We start from the raw sequence: 26,547 nt of genomic DNA, 5'->3' as shown, positions 1-26,547 counted from the left end.
ATTCAAGCATATCCTAATATTCCACATCTCCGCCGAGATATTTGAACTGCAGAGATGCTACGATTACAATCATCACAGTCAATACCAAAGCCTGTGCCGATGCAACTCCGAAGTTGAAGAATGTAAATGCATTCTGGAAAATCAGCAGACCTATGGTGTTAGTGGCATTGTCCGGACCTCCGCCTGTCATCAGATATGCATTGGCAAATACCTGAAATGATCCTATTACGCCTGTTACGGCAAGAAAGAGTGTCGTAGGTTTGAGCAGTGGTATTACTATATACCATACTTTCTTGAGAAAAGATGCACCCTCTAAATCGGCAACTTCAAACAAGCTTTCAGGTATGCCGCCCATAGCCGCGATATAAATAATAATGCTTTTACCCTGTCCCCCTAACCAGGTCATAATCAAGAGCGAAAGCATCGCTGTTTTGGATGAGCCTAACCAGTTCTGGTTTGCTATTCCAAATACGGAAATCAATCTATTTAGCAATCCGCCGGGAAGCGGTTGAAATATCCACAGCCAGACAATTGAAATGGTAACGCCGGATGCAACCGCCGGCAGATAATATACCGCCTTGAAAGTTGTCTGCATCCACTTTTTTAAGGGAAAAATCAATAATGCAAGGGAAAACGAGATGAACAAGTTTACAGGCACCGCGCCGATTGTATATACAATAGTATTAATAATCGATTTGGCAAAGAGCGAATCATGCAGCAGCGATTTATAATTTGCTAAACCCACCCATTCCGAGCCAAGGGGCTTATATTTTTGAAAGCTTATTATAAATGCACTGACAAGCGGATATGCTGTAAAAACCAGAAACACTAAAATAGGTACGCCGATAAACAAATAGCCCCACATATATTCTTCATTTTTTAAAAGTTTCTTTCCTGTATTTGCTGATCTTTTATTATGCGTTTTCATAATATCCCCCCTACCTGGAAGAAGATTTTAATACAAATGGCACTCCCTCAGTTGTCCCGGGAATTTGACCCGGGAATTGAGGGAGTGCTTCCACTCAATATTTTAGATTACCTATTTTCTTATTCCATCCTGTCCAAATGCCGTTATAGCTGCGGCTTTAACAGCATCATACATCTGCTGAGGTGTAGCCTCTCCTGCAAGCAAAGCCTGGAACTTCGGAACCATAACCTTTGTCATTATATCCGTGGATTTTGCCGCGAGTTCAGGTGTAATATCCGGACGCGGCTCAAATACTTCACCGGTTAACTTGGTAGTCATTGCGAGGTTATCCGGATCAATATCCACCTTTGTATTTTTGGCTGCTTCTTTGCCGCTCTTTGTTATCTGTGCTAAGAATAAATCGCTGTTAGTCTTAGCGGCTACATCGCCGGAAGTCAAGAAATACAATGCTTTAACTACATTCTGTACATGCTGCTCCTTTGCCTCTTTACCCTGCTTGAATGTCATATATCCATCGATGCCGCCTCCGGCAACCTCTGGCGATCCTTTAAGGGTAGGCATTGGCAGCTGAACATAATCGACCTTAATGCTGCCTTTAACTGCGCTGCTATCTTTTGCATCCAATTTTGCATTATTTGCCTTTGCGGAATTTTCAAATACAGGCATACCTTTTCCGGTAATCATAGTCTGCCCTGTGAGCATCATATTCCAGCGCGCCCCCGCATTTATTGTATTCGAATTCTTCGGCATCGATCCGTCATCTATAAGTGCCCTTACAAACTCAAGTACTTTTAAGAAATTAGGATCAGTATACGCAAATTTCAAATCCTTATCAAAATCAGCAGGCATGCCTGCATTCATCGCAAGCATAACAAGCAGATCCTTTGCCGTTACACCATTGCATGCAAACACAAATCCATAACGGCTGGTCTTGTCTCCACTTTTAACTACTCCTTTTTTTACCATTTCTCTGAATTCATCGAAAGTCCATCCGTTCTTTTGGATGTTCTTCCAGTCGATTCCTGCATCTTCAAGGAACTTTTTATTGCCTCCGATAGTCTGTATAGCCATGTAGAGAGGCAAACCATACATGCCGTTTCCGTTTTTAAGATATGCTAAAGTATTGGAATCAAAATCATCCAAAAATTCCTTGGGAACTGATTTGCTTATATCCAACATCATACCTGTTGAAAGATATTTTGCGATAGCTCCGTTTACCTGTCCCATAAAAGCTATATCAGGCGGAGTTCCGGCATTAACCTGAACATCAAGCTTTTGTGATAAATCTTCCCAGCTTGTTGCTTCCATAGACAATGTAAGATTAGGATATTTTTTCTTGAAAGACGCCTGGATATCAGTAATCTGTTTTTGGAAATTTGGTGAAATCGGCGGTACCATTGCTGTTATTGTATCGGCTGCGTTTGATGTATTCTCATTGGGTTTTGCTTTTTTTGCACAGCCGATAAACAGTACGGCTATCATCGATATTACCAGCACTGCTGATAAAACTCGTTTAAGCTTTTTCATTATTATATTTCCTCCCCTTTATTATAGATATTTTTATCACCTTTTTAGGGTGTTAGAGCCTAATCTTTAAGCGTTTCAAATATCTTAAGAGCTTTTGTGACAAAACCTTCTCCTTTTGATAACAGTTCCTCTGCCTTTTCTCTTGAAACCCCCGTCTTGATCATGACTATCGCCACCTTTGGGTTATACCCCGATAGCTTAATATATTTGTTTGCAGTCTCTTCATTAGCTGATGTCGCATAAATGACTATTCTGACCGCTCTATCCAGCAATTTTATATTGGTAGGCTTTAAGTCAACCATCAAATTGCCATAAACCTTACCCAGCTTTATCATAACTGCAGTGGTTATCATATTTAATACCAGCTTTTGCGCAGTTCCGGATTTCATTCTTGTGGAACCCATTACCACTTCAGGACCTACAATGGGAGTTATCGCTATATCGACTTCATTTTTTATTTTTGATTTCATATTGCTGCTTAGCCCTATCGTCAGAGCCCCAACTTTTTTAGCTTCCTTTACAGCGCCAATCACATATGGAGTTCTCCCGCTTGCAGTAATCCCAACAACGGCATCTTTATATGTTATTTTTTTCTCCAGTATTACATTCCTGCCCAGTTCCTCACTGTCTTCAGCACCTTCTACAGATTTTGTGACAGCTTCATTTCCCCCCGCGATAATACCCTGGACTAATTCGGGGTCCGTACCATAAGTCGGCGGGCACTCGGAAGCATCAAGTATACCGATTCTGCCGCTTGTTCCTGCGCCTATATAAAATAAACGCCCTCCATTTTTAATATGACTAACAACAGCATCTACCGCTTTCGCAATATTTTTTATTTCTTTTTTAACTGCCCCGGGAACATTCATGTCTTCTGAATTGATTATTTCAAGTATCTCTGTGGTACTGCAGACATCTATATGAGTTGTTTGCTTATTTATCTGCTCTGTTGTCAGGCTGCCAAGATATTCATCCATAGTTACCCCCCTTATATTTTTATGTTGATGTGTCTGTACATAATATTATTATATATATATTGACATATAATTTCAATGATTTTATTGTATTTTGAAAATTATTTTTAAATTGTTTACTATCATATTTCATAGATTATTTGGAATTTATTATATATGCCTTTATTTCAATTGCTGTAAAAATGATCCCCATAAAGGCATATGTTGATTTGAAAAGTATTATGAAAAAAGTATTTGATTTGAATACGCTTGTTTGCCTATTTATTGTATTTTTTGAGCAATGTCGCCTTATGAGTCTTATCAAGGTACTTTTTTATATCCTTATATTCCATGCTGGCAACTGCCGAAAATATTATATCTATCATGTTAAGCTGTGCTATTCTGGAACCCATGGCGCCACTTCTTATGCTCGTTTCAGGGGATGTAAGAAATAAGTTTATATTTGACAATTCACTGAGTGTACTTTTCCCGTATTTAGTTATGCTTATTACCGTGGCTCCCGACTCTTTAGCTGCCTTTGCGGATTCAATTATATCCTTTGTCTCTCCCGAATATGAAATAATAATCGCAACGTCGCCCTTTTCAAGAGTAGCCGCCGATGTTATCTGAAGGTGTGAATCCGTATAGGCAAAGCAATATTTATGAATCCTCATAAATTTTTGCTGCCCGTCAAGCGCTATTATTCCTGAAGCACCCACGCCGTAAAAGTCAATCCTCCTGGATTTATTTATTGCGTCTACCGCTCTTTCTACCTCGTTGTAATCCAGTATTTTCAATGTATCATCGATGGATTTTATATTATTGATGCATACATTTTCTATAATGCTTTCGAGCTTGTCCCCCGGCTTTATGTCCGTATATTTATTTTCATCGTCTTTTTGCAAAGCTAAGATATCCGGTGTAATATCTATCTTAAAGTCCTTATAGCCATTATACTGTATCGATTTGCAGAACCGTACTATTGCCGCCTGGCTCGTACTGCATCTTTCCGCCAGTTCTCCTATTGAAAGATGTATTATATCATCAGGATTCTCCAGTATATATTCCGCAATCCTTTTTTCCGTTTTATTGAGATTGTTGAAAACTTCCTTTATTTTTAATAATGTTCCAGGCATATAATCACTCCAATAATATCTTCAATTCGTAATTTAAGATTATGTTATTTTTAACACTCATTCGACAGATTCAAGTTTTGTAAGTTCTAAGGCCTGCAGCCTTGATAATCCAAGAGCTTTTGAAACTCGCCTACGCTCAGACAATCAAAAGCTCTAAGGATTTTCTTCGGCAGCAAAGCCAAGAACTTATCAAAACTTTCATAATGCTCATTCGTTGCTCAAAATAACATAATCCAATTTATGCCCGATTTCAAATTACAAATCGAAGCAATAATATATTCAGCGATGTATAAAATCATCTATATTCAGGATACCATAAATTGCCTAAAATTTCAATACACCGCTCTGTTTTATGAAACTTATTTTCGGCTTAATCTGCCTAGTCCACCAAAAATATTATTTCCTGTAAGACTTTTTCTGAAATATTACGTATAAAATATTAGAAAGCGTTTATATCAAAAGGAGAATAAAAAATGGAAAAAAGGTTAATAAGGTCTAAAACCAATAGAAAACTGTTGGGCGTATGTGGTGGTATCGGCGAATATTGCAATATCGATCCAACTATCATAAGAATTCTCTGGATAATCGGCTTTTTTGCGATGGGTTTGGGATTAATAGCATATTTAATTGTTGCAATCATAATGCCGGAAGAATAAAGCAAATAACGTAAGTGCAAAAAATCAGGCTTTGATAAGCCTGATTTTTCATGTATCCGTATCTGTGAAACGTACGTATCTGAAGCATGGTGCATATTTTATATCTTCGATTCGTAATATGAACTTATGTTATTTTGAACACTCATTCGACAGATTCAAGTTTTGTAAGTTCTAAGGCCAGCAGCCTTAAGAATCCAAGAACTTATCAAAACTCTCATAATGCTCATTCGTCGCTCAAAATAACATAATCCCATCTATGCCTGATTTCAAATTGCGAATTGAAGATTTTATATATCTGAAACTTATTTCCACGAATATTCATCCAACAGCTTACTTTTTATAATCCATAACGGTTTGGAAAGATCCACATAGTACCTGTGGGGATTATCGAATCTTAATACTTCATCCCATAATGTACCGAGCTGCTGTTTGCAGTATTCCCTGACGGAATCGATATCAGGACTTTCATAAACAGGCTTTCCGCCTTCAAATATTTTAACCAACAGTTTTCTCGTATAAAAATTCGTTACTGTCTTTCTCTTCCATGTATATTCAGGATCAAAAATAATATATGGTTTTGTATCATCTATCGTTTCATCGGCCAGGGTGATGACATCGGCAATTGCTTTATGGTTCTCCCTGCTGTATAGCCTGTATACCTGTTTGAAACATGGATTTGTTATTTTTTCTACATTTTCGCTTATTTTAATCTTAGGTATGATTTTGCCGTTTTCTTCAATTGCAGAAAGCTTGTATACTCCGCCAAACACCGGCTCCGACCTGGACGTTATGAGTCTCTCGCCAACGCCGAAGGAATCTACTCTTGCACCTTCTGCAAGTATATCTCTTATCACATATTCATCCATGGAATTCGATGCGGTAATCTTGGCATCTGCAAATCCAGCATCATCCAGCATCTTTCTGGCCTTTTTTGAAAGGTAGGTTATATCTCCGCTGTCGATTCTTATTCCTTTTGGCCTTATTCCCCTTGGAACAACCTCTTCCTTAAATACCTTTATGGCATTAGGAACACCTGATTTCAATACATTATACGTATCCACCAAAAGCAGGCAATTGTCAGGATATATTTTTGCATAAGCTCTAAATGCATCAAGCTCCGAGGGGAATAGCTGCACCCAACTGTGAGCCATCGTGCCGAGAGCCGGTATTTTATAATCCCTGTCAACTATCGTACATGCCGTTCCGGTACAGCCTCCTATGTAAGCGGCTCTTGCTCCAAGCATGGCACCGTCATATCCCTGTGCCCTCCTTGAACCGAACTCCATTACAGGCCTTCCCTGTGCAGCCCTCACAATTCTGCTTGCCTTCGTCGCAATCAGGCTCTGATGGTTTATAGTGATTAAAACCATCGTTTCCACAAACTGTGCCTGCATTATGGGCCCTCTCACAGTTACGATAGGTTCATAGGGAAATATCGGCGTCCCTTCAGGTATGGCCCAAACATCGCAGCTGAATTTAAAGTTCTTCAAATAGTTCAAAAATCCCTCGCTGAAAATCTTCTTTGACCTTAAGTATTCTATATCCTCATCATAAAATTTCAGTTCATTGAAATAATCCATGAGCTGCTTTAAACCTGCTATTATGGCGAAGCCACCGTCATCCGGTACTTTCCTGAAAAACATATCAAAATAGGCTATTTTTTCTCCTATCCCGTTTTCAAAATATCCATTAGCCATGGTTATTTCGTAAAAATCAGTAAGCATAGTAAGATTATTTTTAATATTAATATCAGTGTCCATATTTTCCCTCTCCTTAAAACAAACTTTCAACCCAATTCGGGTTAAATTTATAAAGCTTTGAAGGCCTGTGGCCAACATCCTTTGTTATCCTGTCGGTTTCAATAACCATTCCTGAAATCTTTCTCCTGAAATTCGCTTTTAAAAGTTCCCTGCCTAGTATTACCTCATACACCTGCTGCAGCTCTGTCAGTGTGAAATATTCAGGCATAAGATTAAATGCTATATCTGTATACTCTATTTTATTTCTCAACCTTTCGATTGCATATTGTATTATTTTTGCATGATCGAACGCTATGCCTGATGAACTCACAACCTCTCTGCTGCAACCTTTAACGCTTCCTTCGACATCCTTGACTGTCTTGACAGTCGCCGACAGTTTCGTATTATCGCCTATTAGTTTCAGTGAAATTAAATCCTGAATCCTATAGCCTTTTTTTGCGGCTGTCTTTTTTTCTTCGACAGTATTATATTTTACCGTAAACCATCCGGCATCAGCAGCGTCATCCCCTGCCTTGATATCAAGCTTTGAACTGTCTGCGAGAGACATATAGGAACAGCTTATAACTCTGGTCCTTGGATCTCTGTTAACATCTCCCCATGTATATAATTGTTCCATATAAATATCGTCGATGTTAACCTCTTCTTTCAGTTCACGCAAGGCTGCATCCCTTATGCTTTCATCAATGTTCACAAATCCTCCGGGAAGCGCCCACTGACCGATATATGGATGATCTCCCCTCTTTACCATTAAAATTTTTAATACTCTTTCCGGAAGTTTTCTGTAGCTTGATTTTTGCCCCTTGCATACTGTGAATATCAACATATCGACGGTTACAGACGGCTTTTTATATTTGCTGTCATCATATCTTGCTAAAAATTCTTTTTCAGTTAAACCATTTTTATTTCTCAATTCACTTCCATCCGTAAAAAACACCTCTATTCAAATAACTTCGATCCGTAATATTAGATTATGTTATTTTGAACACTCATTCGCCAGATTCAAGTTTTATAAGTTCAAATAAATTGTCTTATTACCATTGTGTTAATATCATATTAATACTATGTCCCGAGATTGTCAAGAAAAAAAGCGTACAGTTTTTTGCTGTACGCTTTTTTGACTCAGTATTGACTGCAGAGTCTTAATTTTAATATCCCATCTCAGGATTTGGTGCCGCAGGTGCTGGAGCTTTCTTCTCCGGCTTCTCTGCAACACTGCCTTCTGTTGTCAGGAACATGGCTGCAACTGATGCAGCATTTTGGAGAGCCGACCTTGTAACCTTGGTAGGATCGATTATGCCTGACTGAACCATGTTGACATATTGTCCCTTTGCAGCATCGTATCCAGTCCCCTTAGGACTGTTCTTTACTTTGTCGACTACAATTGAACCGTCTATTCCGGCATTTTCCGCAATCTGCCTTAAAGGATCTTCAAGCGCTTTGACGATCATGACAGCTCCGGTTTTTTCGTCGCCTGTCAGCGTGTCTGCTAATTTTTGAACTTCCGGTATCGCATTAATATATGCGACTCCGCCGCCTGCAACTATACCTTCTTCAACGGCTGCCCTTGTAGCATTAAGTGCATCTTCGACTCTCAACTTCTTTTCTTTCATCTCAGTCTCCGTTGCAGCTCCGACTTTTACAACTCCAACACCGCCTGATAACTTTGCAAGCCTTTCATTGAGTTTCTCCTTATCATAGCTTGATGTTGTAGCTTCTATCTGCCTCTTTATAGATTCTATCCTGTCTTTAATATCCTTTGAATTGCCAGCTCCATCGACGATTATGGTATTTTCCTTCTGAACCTTAACCGATTTAGCCCTGCCAAGCCAATCAAGCTTTGCATCCTTGAGGCTCATGCCTGTTTCATCGGATATGACTTCTCCCCCTGTAAGTATCGCTATATCGCGGAGCATTTCCTTTCTCCTGTCGCCAAATCCAGGTGCCTTTACTGCAACACACTGAAGAGTTCCCCTCAATTTATTGACTATTAATGTAGCAAGGGCCTCTCCTTCAACGTCTTCAGCGATAATAAGCAATTTTGAACCGTCCTTTACGATTAACTCGAGGACAGGAAGCAAATCCTGAATATTGCTTATCTTCTTATCGGTAATAAGTATATATGGATCTTCGAGTACTGCTTCCATCTTATCATTGTCAGTTACCATGTATGGTGATACATAACCTCTGTCAAACTGCATTCCTTCAACTATATCTATACTCGTTTCGGATGTCTTGGATTCTTCAATCGTTATGACGCCGTTACTTGTAACTTTCTCCATGGCATCGGCAATAAGCTTTCCAACTTCTTCATCGCTCGATGAAATAGTCGCAACGAAAGTCATATCGCTCTTGCCCTTTATTTTCTCGCTGTTTTGTTTTAATACTTCTACAGCTTTATTTACGGCCTTTTCTATACCTTTTTTAAGTACCATCGGGTTTGCACCTGATGCAACATTTCTTAAACCCTCTTTAATTATGGACTGTGCAAGAAGTGTAGCAGTTGTAGTTCCGTCTCCAGCAACATCGTTCGTTTTGCTTGCGACTTCCTTTACAAGCTGTGCGCCCATATTTTCAAAAGGATCCTCAAGTTCTATTTCCTTAGCAATTGTAACACCGTCGTTTGTAATCATCGGCGAACCGAATTTTTTATCAAGTACAACATTTCTTCCCTTAGGTCCCAATGTTATCTTGACTGTATTTGCAAGGAGATCAACTCCTTTTTCCATTGACTTTCTTGCTTCTTCATCATATTTTATAATTTTTGCAGCCATGTCTTTTCCCTCCTTAAATTAATCGACGATTGCAAGAATATCTTCCTGCTTTACGATAAGATATTTTTCTTCATCTAATTTTACTTCGGTGCCGCTGTACTTGCTGTAAAGTACCTTGTCACCCTTTTTAACTTCCATCCTGATCTCTTTCCCGTCTTTTACTTCTCCTGGTCCGACCTCAATAACCTCTGCCATAAACGGCTTTTCCTTGGCGGACGAAGGAAGCACTATACCGCTTTTGGTTGTTTCCTCAGTTTCAATTTCTTTTAGAAGCACTCTGCTTCCTAATGGTTTAACATGCATTGTATAACATCTCCTTACATATTATTTATAAATATATAAACCCCCGAGGGGTGAAGATTATTTTTTGTTAGCACTCTTTACCTATGAGTGCTAACAATATAAATTTTAGTTAATCTATCCTTTATTGTCAATAGGTATATGATAATTTTTTTAACTTATAATCCTAATTCAATTTGTACTATTTGTATACTGCCATCAAGATGCGTTAACAGACTCTAAAGCCTTTCCGCTAATTGCTCTTTCCATATTATTCTTCGAATAATATATATCACACTGCCAGATTCAAGTTCCGCTTATAATTCCTTGGGTTTAAAATTCTTGATTGCATTCAATTCGCCTTTGGTACATTCAAGCTTGCCGTACCTTGCCTTTTGGTAAATGGCCGTCGCTTCATCTATATCCCTCTTGGAATCCTTCAATATCTTATTTTCAATGACTGTTGCAGTATCGGAAGGTTCTATTTTGGTATCGCTTTTTTTATTCGACTTTACAAGTTTATAATATATCCTTCTGATCTTTTTATTGTTTGAATTATCGACGAGTGATTTATACTGCCTTTTAACTGATGATATTTTCTCTTTTATATTTTCCACTACATCGTCTATTTTAAAAAGCGACTCTTTTTCCTCCGCATATTCAACCTTTCCGAATACCAATTCCCGTATCTTTTTATATAAAGCCCTGCCTAAAAATATGACAAGTGCCAGAGCTGCGGCGATCATAAGTCCGCCGAATATCATTTTCAATATCATGGCAATTACGGCTCCCACTGCCGAATTACCCCCCTTTATGTTTTTCAAGGCATCCGGAATGCCAATATCTTTCTGAGGGGCTTCACTTATAATCTTTTCCGGCTGTCTTGGCTTCGGGGACGCTGAAAATAAGCTTCCTATATACATGAGTATACTTTTATCAGCCTGCATAAAAAAATTTTCCATATAGAACAGAATGAATACTATGGCAAGGAACATTGAGAATACGGCAATGAATTTCAAGCTTACGCCGTTTATCTTCCTTTTGTCTTCTTTCGATGTCGTCCTTTCCCATTTCATAAGCGTTTTAGTTCTAGATATGTGTATATAAATAATACAAATGCCTGTGAAAAGTGCAAAATGAATTATGATCAAATACTGCAAAGAATAAAAATTATTTGCGACAGATATTATATACAGAATCATAAAAATAACAGAAGGAGCTATCATATAGCTGAGCTTTCTAAATGTAACGAACTTCCTGTTTCTCTTTGCGATTGACACGCACATCATTGTAAAGAGCAGCGGCAAAATAAAACATTTCTCAGCCGTCGGACCGCCAAAATAATATGCTGCTGCAAGTATTGGAAGATATGATAGATAATGAAGCAGGTTATTGTGCACGAACCTTCTTAAAAGCACCATGACCATTACGCCCGCTATGGCGGCATAACCCTGGAAAATGTATGAATCGTCCTTTATAATGGCATACAGCACAATCGCAAATAAGGGATAAACCATAAGAAAATCCATAAATGTTTCAAGGACATCATAAAGCATGGATTTGCTGCTGTGCAAATTCATCCAGCTATCCGCAACGCTCTGCACCCTTATGTTTAAAACCCGGTCATCTTTCATTTCTCAGTCACTTCCCATACGAACATATCGCTCTCATCATCCACTTTAAGCTTTGTATCTGGATATTTAGGCACTATCCAGTATAAATTAAAACCCTCCTGCCTGAAGCTTTCGACTTCATCCTGCAAATCTTTCCCGAAATATTGTGATATCAGCACATATAAAGGCTGCTTATCCAACCGGAGGGACTCCTCCTTTAACGTCTCGGCAAATGGCTCCAGCACATTTTTTGTATCGATACATGCTAACTGCCTGTAAAACGAAATAGTATAGTCAGGGCTTCCGGACTTTTCTACCGTTATCCTGCCATTTGACAATAAACTTCCGGCATTTGAATCAAGCTGTACCGGAATACCGGTCTTTATACATTCTGCCGCAATGGTGGCTGCTATCCTTATGCCCTCTTCTATGGTGCCGTCGCCATCCCACTCATTGAACTTCTCTATATTCAGGAGTATCTTTACTTCTTTTGACGACGTGTAATCATACTCGTTTACTTTGAGTTCACCGGATTTTGCGGAAGCATTCCAGTTAATCGTCTTCAAGCTATCATATTCCATATAATCCCTTATGTCCCTTATAAGAAAAGGATCTTCCATCAGCCTCTCTTTGGACAGTATTTCCCCCATCATCCTTCTAAAAGGGACTGAAAGCTCCGTATCCGATACGAGTCTCGGGTATACATACAGGCTGGCAGATACCGGTAGATCCATAAGGAACCTGTACTTGCCAAATAAGTCGCCGGTCATCAAATCCGCCTTTTTTATCGTATAGTAACCCCTTCTGGACGCTACTATATCGAAACGTCTTTTTACCATTTGGTATGACGAGAGGGAAAACAGGTCTTTTTTATAACTCGCATCGCTTACGGAAACGTCCACGCTGGAATTCCCCTTGAATAATAAATTTTTCGATGTTTTGAATTCGACTATAAGATACCAAAGTATCAGCCATTTTTTGTTTCCCACTGTCTCAATAAGCTCCGTATGATCATTTTCAAAGACGCCTGTATCCTTAAACGCAACCTTCAGGAAGACATTATCAAAGCACTTTCTGCTATATATCTCCGTTTGGAAGAGATAAAATCCTATTATCAGTACAAGCAAAATTATTATAAACATTTTTTCACCTTGCAGAATGCTTATCCCATTCTTCAATTGGAACAGGTACTTCATTTAATATGTCCGTGATTACTTCCCTGGGAGCCACTCCTCTTACACGGGCGCTGTCCTTTAAGATAAGCCTATGGTTAAATACATGGACGGCCATGCTTTTGACATCATCTGGAGTTACAAAATCACTGCCCTTTATGGCAGCATATGCCTGACACATTTTGACAAGGGCAAGCATGCCTCTTGGGCTTATGCCCAGCCTGACGTAATTATTGTCGAGGGTTTTCTCCGTTATTTTTATTATGTATTCCTGTACTTCATCGCTTATATAAACTTTGTTGAATATCAACTTTGCGTTATTGATTTCCTCACTGCTGCATACGCTTTTAAGATCCTCCAGGGGATTTGCCGCGATGAAGCGCTCTATTATCTCTTTATTTTCCTTAAAATCAGGATATCCCATGTTAAGCCTTACAAGGAATCTGTCAAGCTGAGCTTCCGGCAAGGGAAACGTCCCTGCAATTTCAATGGGATTTTGAGTTGCGATTACAAAAAAAGGCTCGTCTAATTTATATGTAATGCCATCGACGCTTATCTGCTTTTCCTCCATGCATTCTAGAAGGCTTGACTGAGTCCTCGGAGTCGCCCTGTTTATTTCATCAGCCAAAAGAATATTCGTAAAGAGAGGTCCCTTCTTGAACGTAAACTGTCCCATTTTCTGATTATAGTAATTTATTCCCGTAAGGTCGGAAGGAAGCAGATCCGGAGTAAACTGCACTCTTTTAAAATCAGCACCTATGGATTTCGAAAGGGCTTTTGCAAGAACTGTCTTGCCCGTCCCTGGCACATCCTCCAAAAGTACATGCCCTCCTGCTATAACAGCACATATCAAAACGTCTATTATGCCGGATTTCCCTATTATGACTTTTTGAATATTTTTCCTGATCCTATCCGATATTCCCTTTATCTCTGATAATTCCATATAATAACTTCCCCCCACCTCTAAAACTCAAAATTGTAAATTTTCATAAATCAATTATACCATTTACATAAGAAAAGTTATAATAATTTATATCTTCAATTCGCAATATGAGCTTATGTTATTCTGTAAACTTGTTCAAGGCAGAATCAAAATTCACGAAAAATTTATAGCAAATTTACTATGTAGACGCAGTTATTGCCGTTATATATTTTTATAATGCTTTTATCCTTGTCGTATTGTATAACGCCATTTCCTATGCTCAATGTTTTATTTCCTCCAAGGGCATAAAAGACATCGTCGGACATGGTCCTCAAACATTCATTGCGGTAATTCTCCTCCATGCCATTCCACATATCCTCATCCATCTCAAAGAGGGTATAAAAACCATCTACGCCTCTTATTCCCTCCATTAAATCCGTAAGTATGTCGGCATATCTTCTTTCATATCTGATGCCCAAATTAACATCTCCTCATTAATTTCAATTTACAAATAACCGCCATTATCTATTTCTTGCAGTTTTTAATATAATCCGCAGCATTCTTATCCTGGTTTGCGATTACTTTAAAGGCTTTCACGGTATCCATTATCCCCTCATCCATCGGGTTTACGATTGCAGAGTCAAGCCCCATCGCCAGTGCCATCGCAAGATATGTCCTGTTTAATACCTTCCTTTCAGGAAGTCCATAGGATATATTGCTGACTCCGAGCACTGTCGCAACTTTGTATTTATCTTTTACCATCTTAACGGCCTTAATAGCCTCCATAGCGCTTTCCTGCTGTGCAGATGCGGTTAAGACCAGACAATCTATGATAATATCTTTATCCTTTATCCCAAAGATATGCGCCTTCTCAATTATTTTTCCTGCTATATTTACCCTTTCTTCAGCAGTTTTGGGTATGCCTTTTTCATCTAGGGTAAGGCCTATGATACATGCGCCATACTTTTTCGCTATGGGAAATATTCTTTCCATAACCATTTCTTTGCCGCTTACAGAATTTATAACAGGCTTTCCGTCGTATTGCCGGGCTGCCGCTTCTAATACATCCGTACTTATACTGTCTATCATTATAGGAAGTTTAACCGCAGTCTGTATCTCCCTTATAACTTTTATCATTATATCCTTTTCATCTATATCCGGGATTCCGGTATTTATGTCGAGCATGTCTGCTCCCGCCTCCTCTTGCTTTGACGCAAGAGATGCTATGTATTCCATATCATCGTTTTTCAATGCATGCGTTAACTTTGCCTTGCCCGTAGGATTTATATTCTCACCTATAACTTTAAATTCATCGCCCAGTATAACAGTTCTCGAAGATGAAGATGCTGCCGTAATATTCTTGCCGACGGCCGCTACAGGGGATAATTGGACCAAGGCATCATGTATTTCCTTGATAAAATCCGGATTTGTGCCGCAGCATCCTCCAAAAATACACGCTCCCATCTTCGCCATCTCTTTTATATCTTTTGCAAATTCAAGAGGTTTTATATCATAAATATTTTTTCCTTTGCACACCCTCGGAAGCCCTGCATTAGGTTGTACCATTACAGGTATCGAAGAATACTCAAGCATTTCAGCTATAATTGGCATGGTCTCTGCCGGGCCGATGGAACAGTTCGCCCCTATGGCATCGATTCCCAGACCTTCAAGTATATTTACTGCAGTCAGCGGGTCCGTACCCATTATAGTCCTTCCGCTTTTCTGGAATGTCATGGTGCAGAGCACCGGAATGGAGCTGTTCTCTTTAGCGGCAAGCACTGCTGCCTTGGCTTCATAGACATCCGATAATGTTTCTATCAGTATAAGGTCGACGCCGGCTTTGACTCCAACCTCCACCTGCCTTTTGAAAATATCATATGCCATATCAAATGAAAGATCGCCAAAAGGCTCCATGAGCCTTCCTGTCGGCCCGATATCAAGGGCAACCAATCCCGAGCCCGCTGCTTTTGCAATACCGACTGCCTTCCATATAATCTCCTCCACTGTATATCCCGATTGTAAAAGTCTGGACGAACTGACACCGAATGTGTTGGTGGTTATAACATCGGCTCCTGCTTTTATGTAACTTTCATGTATGCCTTTTACAATTTCGGGGTGAATAATATTATATACCTCAGGCATCTCCCCGACTTCCAACCCCGCATTCTGAATCATCGTGCCCATGGCACCGTCAAATAGTATAAACGAATTCCCCAGTTTCTCTTTAAAATCCATAATATTTTCACCCCTCTTAAAAAAAATTGCCGCAGCAGATCATTTTGCATTTTTATTATTAATCCCAATGCATCATGTTTGAATAAGTATAACAAATATCCATTTACCGTACAAGCTTTTCTAAAGGATATCTTCGATTCGTAATATGAGTTTGTGTTATTTTGAGCACTCATTTGCCAAGTTACAAGCTTAAAATAAAAAAGGATGGGATCCCATCCTTTTTATTTTCAATCATATTTTCGCTGTAAGCTCTGTTATATCAAAGATGTTTAATTTGCCTGGATCCTCAGTAAATACAATTTTGTATTCCTTGCCCGGCATCATGTTTATGCAGTTATCCGACAGATCGGTTTCATTTTCCGTCTCGATGAATACGCCAAATGCAGGTATATCGGACTGCAATTTCAATGTATTCCCTTCATAGGAATATTTTATATCGGGTTTTGATAAATTCAGATTTCTGAACCTATCGAACACCAAATAATTCTCATAATGCCTGCCCTTCACAACCATATCAACATAAACGACCGTATCTAGCATATTTCCGTTTTTATATTCAGGATAAGTAAATCCGTCTCTGCTTACCGGAACGGTCCTTGATACATAGCCATCTGCAAAATCTGAATCATTGATGAAACTGATTTTTGTTACATCGTTTGCAATCAAGGTGGTGCTTATATCTTTCTCAAACGTCTTTTCGCCATTCAACTTATAAGCCTTTATTTTTACGGTTGCATCGGTATTCTCCAGCAAATCGCTGATACCTGAAACAGTTATGCCGCCGTTTTCACTTTTGATATAAGGCATGACATCCGAATAAAAATGTTTTGAATAATAATAGAGCGCCTTTTTCCGTTTATAATAGTCCAGGCAAGACCAACTGGCAACAGGCCAGCAATCGTTAAGCTGCCAGTAAAGAGTCCCCGCGGTCATGAATTTTCTTGATCTCCAGTGCTCAACGCCAAATTTGATAGCTTCCGCCTGATTAAACTGCGTCAGATATACGAAGCTTTTAAAATCCTTCGGGAAGCCAACCCTGCCCACCATAAACCTTATAAGTCTTTCCGTCCCTTCAACCATCTTGTTATGCGATATCGTTACAGGGCTTAAAATATACCTGTCTTCAGGTGCCGTACAGGATAATATGGTTTTATAGTCAGGCATCGATTGAAATCCGAATTCGCTTATAAACCTGCCCTTATCGTTTTGATAATGCCCGTAGTCGGCCCAATTTGACCATACGACCCACTGATGCCTGTCGCCTTCTGCCTCGCTGTTGGGGTCGACTCCTCCATAAGGGCTCGACACCCAGTAAGGCCTCGAAGGATCATATTTTGAACAAATCTCAGGAAGTATTTCCTTATATATAAAATTGCCGAGATATTCAGGATCGTTAAGACCCCACCATGAATAAAAGCCCCAGTTGTTTTCGTTATTGCCACACCACAAAACTATCGACGGATGGTTTCTCAGGCTCAGCACAACCTTTTCCGATTCATCATAGACGATATCACGGAACCATTTATATTCATCGGGATACTGGGCGCATGCATACATAAAATCCTGCCATACCATGATGCCCATTTCATCGCAGGCTTCATAAAATGCGTCGTCTTCATATATGCCGCCTCCCCAAATCCTCAGCATATTCATATTTGCCTCTTTTGCAAGCTTTATGTACTTATAGTAATCATCTCTTGTAAGCCTTGGCAGCAGATTGTCTGCAGGTATCCAATCGGCGCCCTTTGCAAATATTTTTATTCCGTTTATTTCAAATATGAAGCTCTCGCCTTCTGTATCCTTCTTGCGTATGAGCTTTACGTCTCGTATTCCTGTTTTAACATTCCTTTTATCGATGAGTTTATCCTCGCTGTACAGCTCGATATCGACGCTGTATATAGGCTGCATGCCGTAACCGTTCGGATACCACAGGTCAGGATTATCTATTTCTATAGATGTATCGATTTTCCCTTTATCCACATCCGCAGTTTTTACCGCACGGATTTTATTGCCGTAGGAAACGGTAATCTTCGATTCAACATTTATATCCTTGTATAAGTCCACATCCGCGCTTACATTTATATATGCCTTATTATCCCTTATCTCTTTTGTATAAACATATGGATTTTCTATTTCTGCATCCTTTGCCAGCGATATATATACGTCCCTCCAGAGCCCAACCTGCAGGATCCTCGGTCCCCAATCCCAGCCGAACGAGTATTGCGCCTTTCTGATATACGGCCTTCCGATCTCCATGCTGCTCGTTAAATTCGAAGGGCTGTCTTTTTGTAGAGCACCAATATGTTTTACTATCGATTCAAAATATACTTCTATCGTATTTTTGCCCTCTTTTATGGCATCAGTTACATCGAATACTTTTGGAACGAACATATCCTGAGCTTTACCGATATATTTTCCATTGAAATATATTTCGGCTATGGTATCGATTCCCTCAAACACCAGTTTTGCGCTGTCATAGCCGCCATTTTTATTAAAATTGAACTCCCTTTTGTATATCCATTCCTTTCCCTCTAATTTACTGAACTCAGCCTCATTCATCCTGTAATATGGATCAGGCATTTTCCCGAGCTTAACAAGATCCTGCTGAACAGAACCCGGAACGCATCCGTTTTCCCATTCATCCGCATCCTTTTCTTTAAACTGCCATTTGCCATTCAGATTTAATTTCTCTTCCATCAGACACCCTCCTTAAGCATACTCATGCTTTATATTATCCCGATTGCCAAGCTTCAAAGCTCTTCCCAATAATATCCTTTAAATAATTTATATGCGCCCTCTTTTCATAAAAATTCAATATAGACTATTATAGATTATATATTTCGCTATATTTTTTGTTAAGGTAATCGATAAAATATTTTGCGGTAAGTTCCTCACCGGTTGCCTTTTTCAAAAGTTCGGCAGGCTTGTATACCGAGCCGTATTTATGTATGTTCTCTTTAAGCCATTGATGCACAATGTCCAAGTTGCCCCGTTCTATCTCTTTATAAAGATCCGGTATATCCTTTTCCATCTTGCTCAAAAATTGCGCGCCGTAAAGGTTCCCGAGAGCATAACTTGGAAAATATCCAAAGCTTCCTCCGGACCAATGCATATCCTGAAGTATCCCCTCGTCATCGTTTTCAGGCTCAATACCCATATATTCCTTATACTTTTTATTCCAGACGGATGGCAGCTCATCTACATCAACTTCATCATCGAATATCTTCTTTTCTATTTCATACCTTATTATGATATGAAGGCTGTATGTAAGTTCATCGGCTTCTGTCCTGACCAGCGATGGCGAAACAGCATTGATTCCCTTATAAAATTCATCAAGCGTCACATCCTTGAACTCAGGGAACCTCCTTTTAACCTCCGGATAAAAGTACGTCCAAAACGCCCTGCTTCTTCCTATAATGTTTTCATAAAATCTCGATTGTGACTCGTGCAGCCCCATGGACGCTCCGCAAGCAAGCATAGTTCCCTTCAGGCTATCCGGTATGTCTTGCTCATAAATAGCGTGCCCGCCTTCATGTATACAGCTAAAAAGCGCACTTCTGAATTCATTTTCATAATAATGGGTGGTTATTCTGACATCTCTATTGTCAAAATTGATTGTAAATGGATGAACGCTTTCATCCACCCTTCCTTCGTCAAAGTCGAAACCCATCTTCGCCATGACATATTTGCTGAAGCTCTCCTGCCTTCCCTTAGTAAACTTTTTATGGAACATGCCGCAGTCAGGTTTTACGCCGCTTTTTTGTATTCTGTCCAGCAAGCTTACTATAGCTCTTTTAAGTTCACCGAATGTTTTATCAAGCTTTCCTACGGTTATGCCAGGTTCATAAAAATCCAGCAGTGTATCATATTTTGAATTCCTATAACCCCAGTAACCAATAAATTCCTTATTGAAATCTATCATCTTTTTTAAATGGGGTTTGAAAATCGAATAATCCGATTTCGCCTTTGCATCTTCCCATGCCGCTTCTGAAGCAGCCTGTTCTATGGTATATTCCTTATATCTTTTTTCAGGTATCTTCATAGTCCTCTCATAGTTTTTTTTAGCATTTCGGACCATGGCTTTCGTAATATCATCGAGATCCCTGCAGGATTCAAAGTAATCAATGAATTCTTTCATCTTCAAAGAAGTCTCAAGCTTATACTCTTCGCCTGAAAGGTAACTTAAGACTTCCCCTCTGTAGGGTATGGCCTTTTTGGGGATTCCGACTCGCATGTCCCAATAAAGAACGCTTGAAGCGCTTTGCAGATACTCTATATTTTTAAGGTATTCCTTAAACTCATCCAATCTTGCTTTAAAATCTTCTTTCATTATGTAGCCTCCCTATTCAATCGATTAGTTCGTAATTTTAGCTTGTGCCGCTTTGAACACTATTCCCGAGGTATATCTTCGATTCGTAATTTGAGCTTATGTTATATTGAACACCCGTTCGGCGGATTCAAGTTTTGTAAGCTCTAAGGCCTGATTTCAAATTGCGAATTGAAGAAGGTGTATATATTATTCGCAGAATATAAATATGCACCCCTATTTTCAGATTCAATTTTTATTATTCTTATTCTGGGGCGGAATGAGTACAACTCTATCTCCCTCAAGCTCAACCTTCAGCTTGCTGCTCCCCTTTATTCCCAAGGCCTCTAAATACTCCCTGGGTATTTGGAGCCTTCCGACCCTGTCGACAACTGCCAGCTCTTCGTGGGTCTCTTCATCTTCCTTTGCCTCTATGCCGTTTTCAATCTCGGCAAGTTCCTCCGCATAGGACTTTTTACGTATGAATTCGCTCGATGTCCTGCCGTCTCTTATGGCAACCACCCTGTCAACCTTTCGTGAAAGCTGTCTGTCATGTGTCACTATAACGATGGTGACTTTTATGTCCCTATTCAATTGCCTGAAAAGATCGAGTATCTGCCCCGCCGTCTTTGTATCGACAGAACCCGTAGGTTCATCTGCCAAAAGTATCTTCGGCCTGTTTGCAATGGCGATGGCAATAGCCACCCTTTGCTGTTCGCCGCCTGAAAGCTGTGCAAGCTTGCTGTTTTTTCTATCGGGCAGGTCCACCATGTCTAAAAGCTCATTTGCCCTTTCCCTTTTATTTTTCTCGCCTGCCAGACTTAAAACAAGTTCCACATTTTGAAGGGCGGTAAGATAAGGTATAAGATTTCTTGCATTATTCTGCCATACAAAACCAACTGTATTCCTCTTATACTCTATCATTTGCCTTTCATTGAATTTAAATAAATCCTTGCCATCCACATAAAGTTTTCCCGCCGAAGGCCTGTCAAGGCCTCCTATCATATTTAAAAGCGTGGACTTTCCGCTTCCGCTGTTGCCTATTATCGCCATGAGCTCACCATACTCGACTGTCAGGTCCAACCCCTGCAGCGCCACAACTTCTGTTTCGGAAGTCTTATATATCTTTACAAGGTTTTCACATTCTATTATATATTTTTTCTCATCATCACTCATTTACAATCTCACCATCCTGCAAGGTATATACGCAATCGGCAACCTCCATCATGCTCGGATCATGCGTCGACATAACAACTGTGAGTCCTTCTTTCTGAACAAGGTCTTTAAATGTCTTGACCACCTGAAGCCCCATCTGTGTATCCAGCGCCGCCGTGGGCTCATCAGCGAATATCACCTTCGGCTTATGGGCTATTGCCCGGGCAATGGCTACCCTTTGCTGCTCTCCGCCGGATAATTCACCCGGCCGGTGGTTCATCCTCTTGGCAAGCCCTACAAGACTTAAACACTCCTCGGCCCTTTTCTTTCTTCCATTCGGTTCAAAGCCTGCTATCCTCAAACCCAGCTCAACATTTTCATACGCTGACATATTGGATAAAAGCCCTCCGGATTGAAATACGAAACCCATTTCCTTTCTTCTCAACATATCCCTCTCTTCCCCTGTCATTTCATCTATCTTATTTCCATCAAACGTTACGTCCCCTTCATCCGGAAGATCTATCGCACCGAGTATATTGATAAGAGTAGTCTTGCCTGACCCCGAACGCCCCTTCAATATAGTAAGCTTACCTGATTCTATATCAATACTCACTTTTTTTAAGGCATGTATTATTTCATCACCGGATTTAAAATTCCTCCATACATTTTCCGTACTAATAATAGCAGACATTTTAATCCTCCCCCAGTTTTAAAGCCTGACTTATGTTTATCTTCGCTATCATCCTTGCAAGTATTATAATACCCGTAAGCATCATCAAAGCTATAATAATATAAAGCTTTATATAATCGGCACCGGATGCTACAACCCTGAAGGGAGGCACCTGTTCTTTGGAGCTGTATGCCATCTGCAAAAGCGGTACGAACAGATTACTTGTAATACCGCCCACCACAATACCCATGATTATGGCGGAACCCGATATCAGCACCTGCTCTCCGAGGAGCATTTCGACTATTTCTTTAAATGATACTCCCATTGCCCGCAAGATTCCAAACTGCAATGTCCTGTCCTTGATAGACATGATCCAGTATATCAAAAATCCTATAACGCTTATTATCATCGTAACAATAAAGCCGAGGGTCAAAGCGCCATTCGTGCCCTGAAGCATGGGATCGTTCTTCTTCATTATGATCTGTTGGCTTGCATCCTTTAGATAAGTAATATTTATATCGTTCTTCTTAATCTCATCATATAGCTGTTCGCTTGAAACACCAGGTTTTTTCTTAGCCCATACTTCATAAGGCTCAATGGGGCTCAATGCCTGTATCAGCGAAAGATTTGCCACAACGATGTTGTTCTCGGATGTATCATCATTGCCGCTATATGGATTATATGAAGGCCAGTAATCGATAAACCCGAATATTATACCCTCTATGCTTTGATTGTTTTCCCAGGATATATAAATGGGATCACCAACCTTCGATTTATATTTTTTCTTAAATGAACTCGATACTAAAAGAGCCCTCGGATCTCTGCTAAGCAGATTTAAATAATTAAACCAGTGATATGGAAGCAAATCATTCCGAAACCAGGCGATTTTACCGAACTCATTTGGTATAATCGCCATGAGTGTTCCATTGTCTATTTTGCTTTCACATTGGAAAATGGCATCTTCTTTTTTAAATACTTTTGTTACCGATTCAAGGGAGCTTAGTTTCGTATACCTCGAAAAAGGCGGCTCTTTATATATCACAGGCCCTTTGCTGCCGGATGCGTCACTGCCACCTTGGCCCTGCCCATACGATGGAGACTCGTCATCCTTATTTGATTCCCATTTTTCCTGCATTGTAATATCAGCGCCACAGGCATATTTAACCTTTTCTTCAGTATTGTTGTTCATAGTCCTTGCAGCATTTGCATCAAACACTCCAAGGGATATGGTAAATATCAAAAACAACATGAGAAACTGATCCTTGCCGCCGGACCTTCCCACGCTTATAAGCGATGTATACAAGGCAGGAGGCCATATCTTTCGCCCGATGTAAAATATAAGCCTTACGATATAAGGGAAAATCCTCAAAAATAATAATCCGGCCCCAAGTATGAAAAATGCGGATATTAAAAACAAAAGGGGATCAATCGGTATATCGCCAGATTTGGCACCGGTTACTTTTAATATTCCCTGCCTTAAGTTGTATGTATATAACCCATAGCAGGAAATCCCGAGAAGTATAATATCAAAAAAGTATTTTTTCCAAATAGGTTTTTTATTTTTCCTTGCGCCTTGCTGTTTATGAAGTACGATGGATGTCCTCGACGCAGGTATTACAGGAATAAGCATCGTGATCATGAATAAAATCAGAGCATATATAGAAAATATATATGAATTTAAATTAAGTTTGACGGGAAGGGAACTCCTCTGCACAAACTCCATGAAACCATTTGCCGCTCCAAGCATTTTACATATCAGAAGCCCAGTAAGCGGCCCTATGACAAGGGATACCACCGCCAGTATTGCTCCTTCGGCCGTATATCCGTAAAATATCTGCCAGCCGCTCGCCCCCCTGCTTTTTTGTACCGCGATCTCGCCTTCCTCTCTCCTTATTAAAAGCTGCGATACCATGAACATAAAGAAAACCAGCATGAGAAGTATAGGGACCTGCAATATCCACAGCGTAAGTTTCAGAAGCTTTGCCCTTTCATCATATTGTTTCAAAATGGAAAGTGCGGGTATCTTAAGGTCTGAACCCGTATATGACTTAAGCCATTTGCTTTCGGAATCCACAAAACTCAATAGGCCCTTGAGCTTGTCTATAGATATCTTATGATAATCGAAAGCATAATACCATTCACCGCTTGTTATTCCTCCAAGATCGCTCTTTAAGAAATCATTTTTAAACAAATCATAGTCCATCATCAGGCTTTCAGAATATTTGGAAAGCCCCTGATCCCAGTATAAGTCCCTTTTATCTTTTAATGTATACACTCCTGCAATTCTTACCTTAAACGTCGGCCTTTTTTCATCGACTATATCCTTGATCGTATATACCTTGCCAACCAGAACATCCAGTTTTTGAAGGGCCTCTTCGGATACCATCACATCTATCGTTCCATTTGATTTGCTTTTTGAAAAAGCACTTCCGCTTATGATGTTGATGTGATTCTTAAAGTCCATAGGGGCATCTATTTTTACAGCGACATCTTTTTTATGCCCTGTTGAAGGATCCGCTGCTATACTTAGAAAATCATATGTATACAAATTATATTTTTGCTGCACGGGAAGTGCCATATTCTTACATATCTCATTATCAAATTCCCTGGTGACATCGTCAAAGTTCCTTATACCCTTTTCCTTAGGTACTCCATAATATTCCGCTTTCAAACTGAATGAACCGGGAAAAATATTTGAATCCACCTGAAAATTCTCTAGATCTTTAATAAGCATTCTCTGAAGCACGCCGTTCGTATAAATCGGCACACTGCTAACCATTGCAACAGCCAGTATCGTACCTATAAGCAGACACGAAACCATCCACTTATTGTTCAGCATTTTTTGAAGTAACCTGTATAGCAAGACTGTCTCCCCCTTTTAACGCTGTATGACCTTTTCCCCTTCATTTAAACCCTTTACTATCTCAACCTCTGTGGGAGTCTGCATTCCAAGCTCCACATCTCTCTCAACCGGTATATTCTTATCCAGTATCTGAACATAATTTCTCGAAGCAAATGTGTTTATCACGTTTCTCGGAAGTACTATGACATTTTCCTTTTTCTGCAACGTTACATTAATATCCGCGCTATCGCCTATTTCTGTACCGGACGGAACAGAGTTCAGGCTGATAATTATCGTCTTTTTTAAACTCTCATCGGCTCCATACGGCATGTTGGCCGGAGTCATAACGACTTTGCCCTTGTACATCTTGTCCTTGAATTTTATATCGACGGCCATTCCAAGCTGAAAATCACTTGTATTGTCGGTCTGATACTGCAGCTGAAGCTTACCGGGGTCCGCAATCTTAAGTATAGGCTTGAAAGCATTTATATAATCCCCTGTGCTTATCTTGTCTATAAATACAACCTGTCCTGAAATCGGCGCCACCAGTTTGGATTTATTATATTCCTGTTTTAGATCGTCAAGGTTTATCTTCGCTTTCTGCACCTCTATATCTTTCTTCTCAAGGTCAGTACCCGTTGTACCCTTGGATTTTTCACTATCATAATCTAACTGCTTAAACTTAAGATCCAGCTCTGCGATCTTTATCTGGCTTTCCATGTGGCCGGTATCAAGCTCTGCGATCAACTGTCCTTTTTTAACCTTATCCCCCAATTTCACATATATGTTTTTCAAATTTCCGCCTTTGAAAGCAAAAAAAACATCTTTCTGATCCGATGACTCAAAATTAGCAGTACCTGTCACTTTCTTTTCAATGGTTCCCTTTTTTACATCGATAGTATCATAAGTAATCTTCGGGGGTTCTATTAAAGGAGGTGCAAGAACCTTTTCCTCCTTCGGGAAAAAGTAACAACCTGAAAATGAAAATGCAAACAGCAGTAACATTAATAAACAAATAATCCGATTACTAAATTTGATATGCCTATTGTCCTTCATTTTTAAGCCTCCAGATAAATTATTGATAAGCTCTTCAAATATTTCTTTGTGCTTTAAATTACTTTGCATCCTAAATTATCAGAAAATAGTTAATCGTTTTATATTACTTTGAATTCGGAAAAGTAAAACAAGCTATATCTTTTATATTATAGCAAATAATTCTTGCATTTTCCAGAAGCTGAGGGACGGTTAAGCAAAACAAACAAACTGATGACTGCGCTTGGGGGACGGTTAAGCAGAAGAATACATCTCAATCTTTTGGCAATAATACAGATAAAATATATTTGGATTGAGGTGTTTTTTATGCCAAGACTGCCAAGACAAAAGTCCGACCATGCCATATTCCATGTAATGTGCAGAAGTATCACCGAGGTAGATCTTTTCAAGGATGACGACGATAAGGTGAAATATCTTTCTCTCATGAGGAAGTATCAGAAGCTATATCAGTTCAAGGTTTACGGTTACTGCCTGATGGATAACCATGCACATTTTATTATAGACGTCAATGGCGCCGACATATCGACTATAATGCACAGTGTGAATTTCTCATATGCCATGTATTTTAA

Annotated in this window: 21 protein-coding genes; 2 read left to right on the top strand and 19 right to left on the bottom strand. The window is 39.6% G+C overall.

The features are described from left to right. Positions 1-13 precede the first annotated feature (13 nt). The 4 genes from QME45_06880 to QME45_06865 all read right to left on the bottom strand — a co-directional run bounded on the left by QME45_06880 (position 14) and on the right by QME45_06865 (position 4,544). Positions 14-928, bottom strand: a complete 915-nt coding sequence (locus QME45_06880) for a sugar ABC transporter permease (GenBank protein MDI6618388.1) — start codon at positions 926-928, stop codon at positions 14-16. Between the two features lie 111 nt (positions 929-1,039). Further along, the gene (locus QME45_06875) at positions 1,040-2,455 is read right to left on the bottom strand and encodes an extracellular solute-binding protein (GenBank protein MDI6618387.1); all 1,416 of its coding nucleotides are present in this window, start codon (positions 2,453-2,455) and stop codon (positions 1,040-1,042) included. Positions 2,456-2,514: 59 nt separating this feature from the next. After that, a complete protein-coding gene (gene murQ, locus QME45_06870) occupies positions 2,515-3,432 on the bottom strand; it encodes an N-acetylmuramic acid 6-phosphate etherase (protein ID MDI6618386.1) in 918 nt (305 codons plus the stop codon). Positions 3,433-3,686: 254 nt separating this feature from the next. Continuing rightward, positions 3,687-4,544: a MurR/RpiR family transcriptional regulator gene (locus QME45_06865; protein ID MDI6618385.1), complete on the bottom strand. Its 858-nt coding sequence runs from the start codon at positions 4,542-4,544 to the stop codon at positions 3,687-3,689. A 473-nt stretch (positions 4,545-5,017) separates the two neighbouring features. On the opposite strand from QME45_06865, the gene QME45_06860 reads away from it, so the two are divergent. Then, complete coding sequence (locus tag QME45_06860) at positions 5,018-5,200, top strand: PspC domain-containing protein (GenBank protein MDI6618384.1); 183 nt, start codon at positions 5,018-5,020, stop codon at positions 5,198-5,200. Positions 5,201-5,502: 302 nt separating this feature from the next. Here the strand turns inward: QME45_06860 and QME45_06855 are convergent, their stop codons facing one another. The 15 genes from QME45_06855 to QME45_06785 form a co-directional block, all read right to left on the bottom strand. Then, complete coding sequence (locus QME45_06855) at positions 5,503-6,960, bottom strand: nicotinate phosphoribosyltransferase (GenBank protein ID MDI6618383.1); 1,458 nt, start codon at positions 6,958-6,960, stop codon at positions 5,503-5,505. A 13-nt stretch (positions 6,961-6,973) separates the two neighbouring features. Continuing rightward, the gene (locus QME45_06850; GenBank protein MDI6618382.1) at positions 6,974-7,870 is read right to left on the bottom strand and encodes an NUDIX domain-containing protein; all 897 of its coding nucleotides are present in this window, start codon (positions 7,868-7,870) and stop codon (positions 6,974-6,976) included. A gap of 235 nt (positions 7,871-8,105) precedes the next feature. Further along, the gene (groL, locus tag QME45_06845) at positions 8,106-9,731 is read right to left on the bottom strand and encodes a chaperonin GroEL (protein MDI6618381.1); all 1,626 of its coding nucleotides are present in this window, start codon (positions 9,729-9,731) and stop codon (positions 8,106-8,108) included. Positions 9,732-9,749: 18 nt separating this feature from the next. Next, positions 9,750-10,034, bottom strand: a complete 285-nt coding sequence (locus tag QME45_06840; protein MDI6618380.1) for a co-chaperone GroES — start codon at positions 10,032-10,034, stop codon at positions 9,750-9,752. A gap of 293 nt (positions 10,035-10,327) precedes the next feature. After that, positions 10,328-11,644, bottom strand: coding sequence for a hypothetical protein (locus QME45_06835; GenBank protein ID MDI6618379.1), 1,317 nt, complete (start codon positions 11,642-11,644; stop codon positions 10,328-10,330). Next, positions 11,641-12,765: a DUF58 domain-containing protein gene (locus QME45_06830; GenBank protein MDI6618378.1), complete on the bottom strand. Its 1,125-nt coding sequence runs from the start codon at positions 12,763-12,765 to the stop codon at positions 11,641-11,643. The genes QME45_06835 and QME45_06830 overlap by 4 nt, the downstream gene beginning before the upstream one ends. Before the next feature lie 4 nt (positions 12,766-12,769). Beyond that, positions 12,770-13,738: a MoxR family ATPase gene (locus QME45_06825; GenBank protein ID MDI6618377.1), complete on the bottom strand. Its 969-nt coding sequence runs from the start codon at positions 13,736-13,738 to the stop codon at positions 12,770-12,772. A gap of 164 nt (positions 13,739-13,902) precedes the next feature. After that, positions 13,903-14,196 (bottom strand): hypothetical protein, encoded by a 294-nt coding sequence (locus tag QME45_06820; protein MDI6618376.1) that lies wholly within the window; start codon positions 14,194-14,196, stop codon positions 13,903-13,905. A gap of 46 nt (positions 14,197-14,242) precedes the next feature. Further along, complete coding sequence (locus tag QME45_06815; protein ID MDI6618375.1) at positions 14,243-15,952, bottom strand: homocysteine S-methyltransferase family protein; 1,710 nt, start codon at positions 15,950-15,952, stop codon at positions 14,243-14,245. A 231-nt stretch (positions 15,953-16,183) separates the two neighbouring features. Continuing rightward, complete coding sequence (locus tag QME45_06810; GenBank protein MDI6618374.1) at positions 16,184-18,649, bottom strand: hypothetical protein; 2,466 nt, start codon at positions 18,647-18,649, stop codon at positions 16,184-16,186. A gap of 127 nt (positions 18,650-18,776) precedes the next feature. After that, on the bottom strand, positions 18,777-20,282 hold the full coding sequence (locus tag QME45_06805) for a carboxypeptidase M32 (protein MDI6618373.1): 1,506 nt from the start codon (positions 20,280-20,282) through the stop codon (positions 18,777-18,779). A gap of 225 nt (positions 20,283-20,507) precedes the next feature. Next, positions 20,508-21,434 carry an ATP-binding cassette domain-containing protein gene (locus QME45_06800; protein MDI6618372.1) on the bottom strand — a complete coding sequence of 309 codons (927 nt, stop codon included), beginning with the start codon at positions 21,432-21,434 and terminating at the stop codon, positions 20,508-20,510. Then, positions 21,427-22,104: an ABC transporter ATP-binding protein gene (locus QME45_06795; protein ID MDI6618371.1), complete on the bottom strand. Its 678-nt coding sequence runs from the start codon at positions 22,102-22,104 to the stop codon at positions 21,427-21,429. Before QME45_06795 ends, QME45_06800 begins: the two co-directional genes overlap by 8 nt. A gap of 1 nt (position 22,105) precedes the next feature. Further along, positions 22,106-24,946, bottom strand: coding sequence for an FtsX-like permease family protein (locus QME45_06790; GenBank protein ID MDI6618370.1), 2,841 nt, complete (start codon positions 24,944-24,946; stop codon positions 22,106-22,108). A 15-nt stretch (positions 24,947-24,961) separates the two neighbouring features. Then, positions 24,962-25,981, bottom strand: coding sequence for an efflux RND transporter periplasmic adaptor subunit (locus tag QME45_06785; GenBank protein MDI6618369.1), 1,020 nt, complete (start codon positions 25,979-25,981; stop codon positions 24,962-24,964). A gap of 303 nt (positions 25,982-26,284) precedes the next feature. Here QME45_06785 and QME45_06780 point away from each other — a divergent pair. Beyond that, positions 26,285-26,547, top strand: a 263-nt coding sequence (locus QME45_06780; GenBank protein MDI6618368.1) for a transposase, incomplete at its 3' end; no start/stop codon positions are given.

This window comes from Clostridiales bacterium (assembly GCA_030016385.1).
GTDB lineage: Bacteria > Bacillota > Clostridia > Clostridiales > Oxobacteraceae > JASEJN01.
Note: the sequence above shows the minus strand (reverse complement) of the source record. Positions and strands in the feature narration are given on the sequence as shown.

What these genes read in the sequence shown, in the direction of transcription:
- QME45_06880 (MDI6618388.1), bottom strand. Translation starts at nt 928, where the DNA reads ATGAAAACGCATAATAAAAGATCAGCAAATACAGGAAAGAAACTTTTA.
- QME45_06875 (MDI6618387.1), bottom strand. Translation starts at nt 2,455, where the DNA reads ATGAAAAAGCTTAAACGAGTTTTATCAGCAGTGCTGGTAATATCGATG.
- murQ (MDI6618386.1), bottom strand. Translation starts at nt 3,432, where the DNA reads ATGGATGAATATCTTGGCAGCCTGACAACAGAGCAGATAAATAAGCAA.
- QME45_06865 (MDI6618385.1), bottom strand. Translation starts at nt 4,544, where the DNA reads ATGCCTGGAACATTATTAAAAATAAAGGAAGTTTTCAACAATCTCAAT.
- QME45_06860 (MDI6618384.1), top strand. Translation starts at nt 5,018, where the DNA reads ATGGAAAAAAGGTTAATAAGGTCTAAAACCAATAGAAAACTGTTGGGC.
- QME45_06855 (MDI6618383.1), bottom strand. Translation starts at nt 6,960, where the DNA reads ATGGACACTGATATTAATATTAAAAATAATCTTACTATGCTTACTGAT.
- groL (MDI6618381.1), bottom strand. Translation starts at nt 9,731, where the DNA reads ATGGCTGCAAAAATTATAAAATATGATGAAGAAGCAAGAAAGTCAATG.
- QME45_06840 (MDI6618380.1), bottom strand. Translation starts at nt 10,034, where the DNA reads ATGCATGTTAAACCATTAGGAAGCAGAGTGCTTCTAAAAGAAATTGAA.
- QME45_06835 (MDI6618379.1), bottom strand. Translation starts at nt 11,644, where the DNA reads ATGAAAGATGACCGGGTTTTAAACATAAGGGTGCAGAGCGTTGCGGAT.
- QME45_06830 (MDI6618378.1), bottom strand. Translation starts at nt 12,765, where the DNA reads ATGTTTATAATAATTTTGCTTGTACTGATAATAGGATTTTATCTCTTC.
- QME45_06825 (MDI6618377.1), bottom strand. Translation starts at nt 13,738, where the DNA reads ATGGAATTATCAGAGATAAAGGGAATATCGGATAGGATCAGGAAAAAT.
- QME45_06815 (MDI6618375.1), bottom strand. Translation starts at nt 15,952, where the DNA reads ATGGATTTTAAAGAGAAACTGGGGAATTCGTTTATACTATTTGACGGT.
- QME45_06810 (MDI6618374.1), bottom strand. Translation starts at nt 18,649, where the DNA reads ATGGAAGAGAAATTAAATCTGAATGGCAAATGGCAGTTTAAAGAAAAG.
- QME45_06805 (MDI6618373.1), bottom strand. Translation starts at nt 20,282, where the DNA reads ATGAAAGAAGATTTTAAAGCAAGATTGGATGAGTTTAAGGAATACCTT.
- QME45_06800 (MDI6618372.1), bottom strand. Translation starts at nt 21,434, where the DNA reads ATGAGTGATGATGAGAAAAAATATATAATAGAATGTGAAAACCTTGTA.
- QME45_06795 (MDI6618371.1), bottom strand. Translation starts at nt 22,104, where the DNA reads ATGTCTGCTATTATTAGTACGGAAAATGTATGGAGGAATTTTAAATCC.
- QME45_06785 (MDI6618369.1), bottom strand. Translation starts at nt 25,981, where the DNA reads ATGAAGGACAATAGGCATATCAAATTTAGTAATCGGATTATTTGTTTA.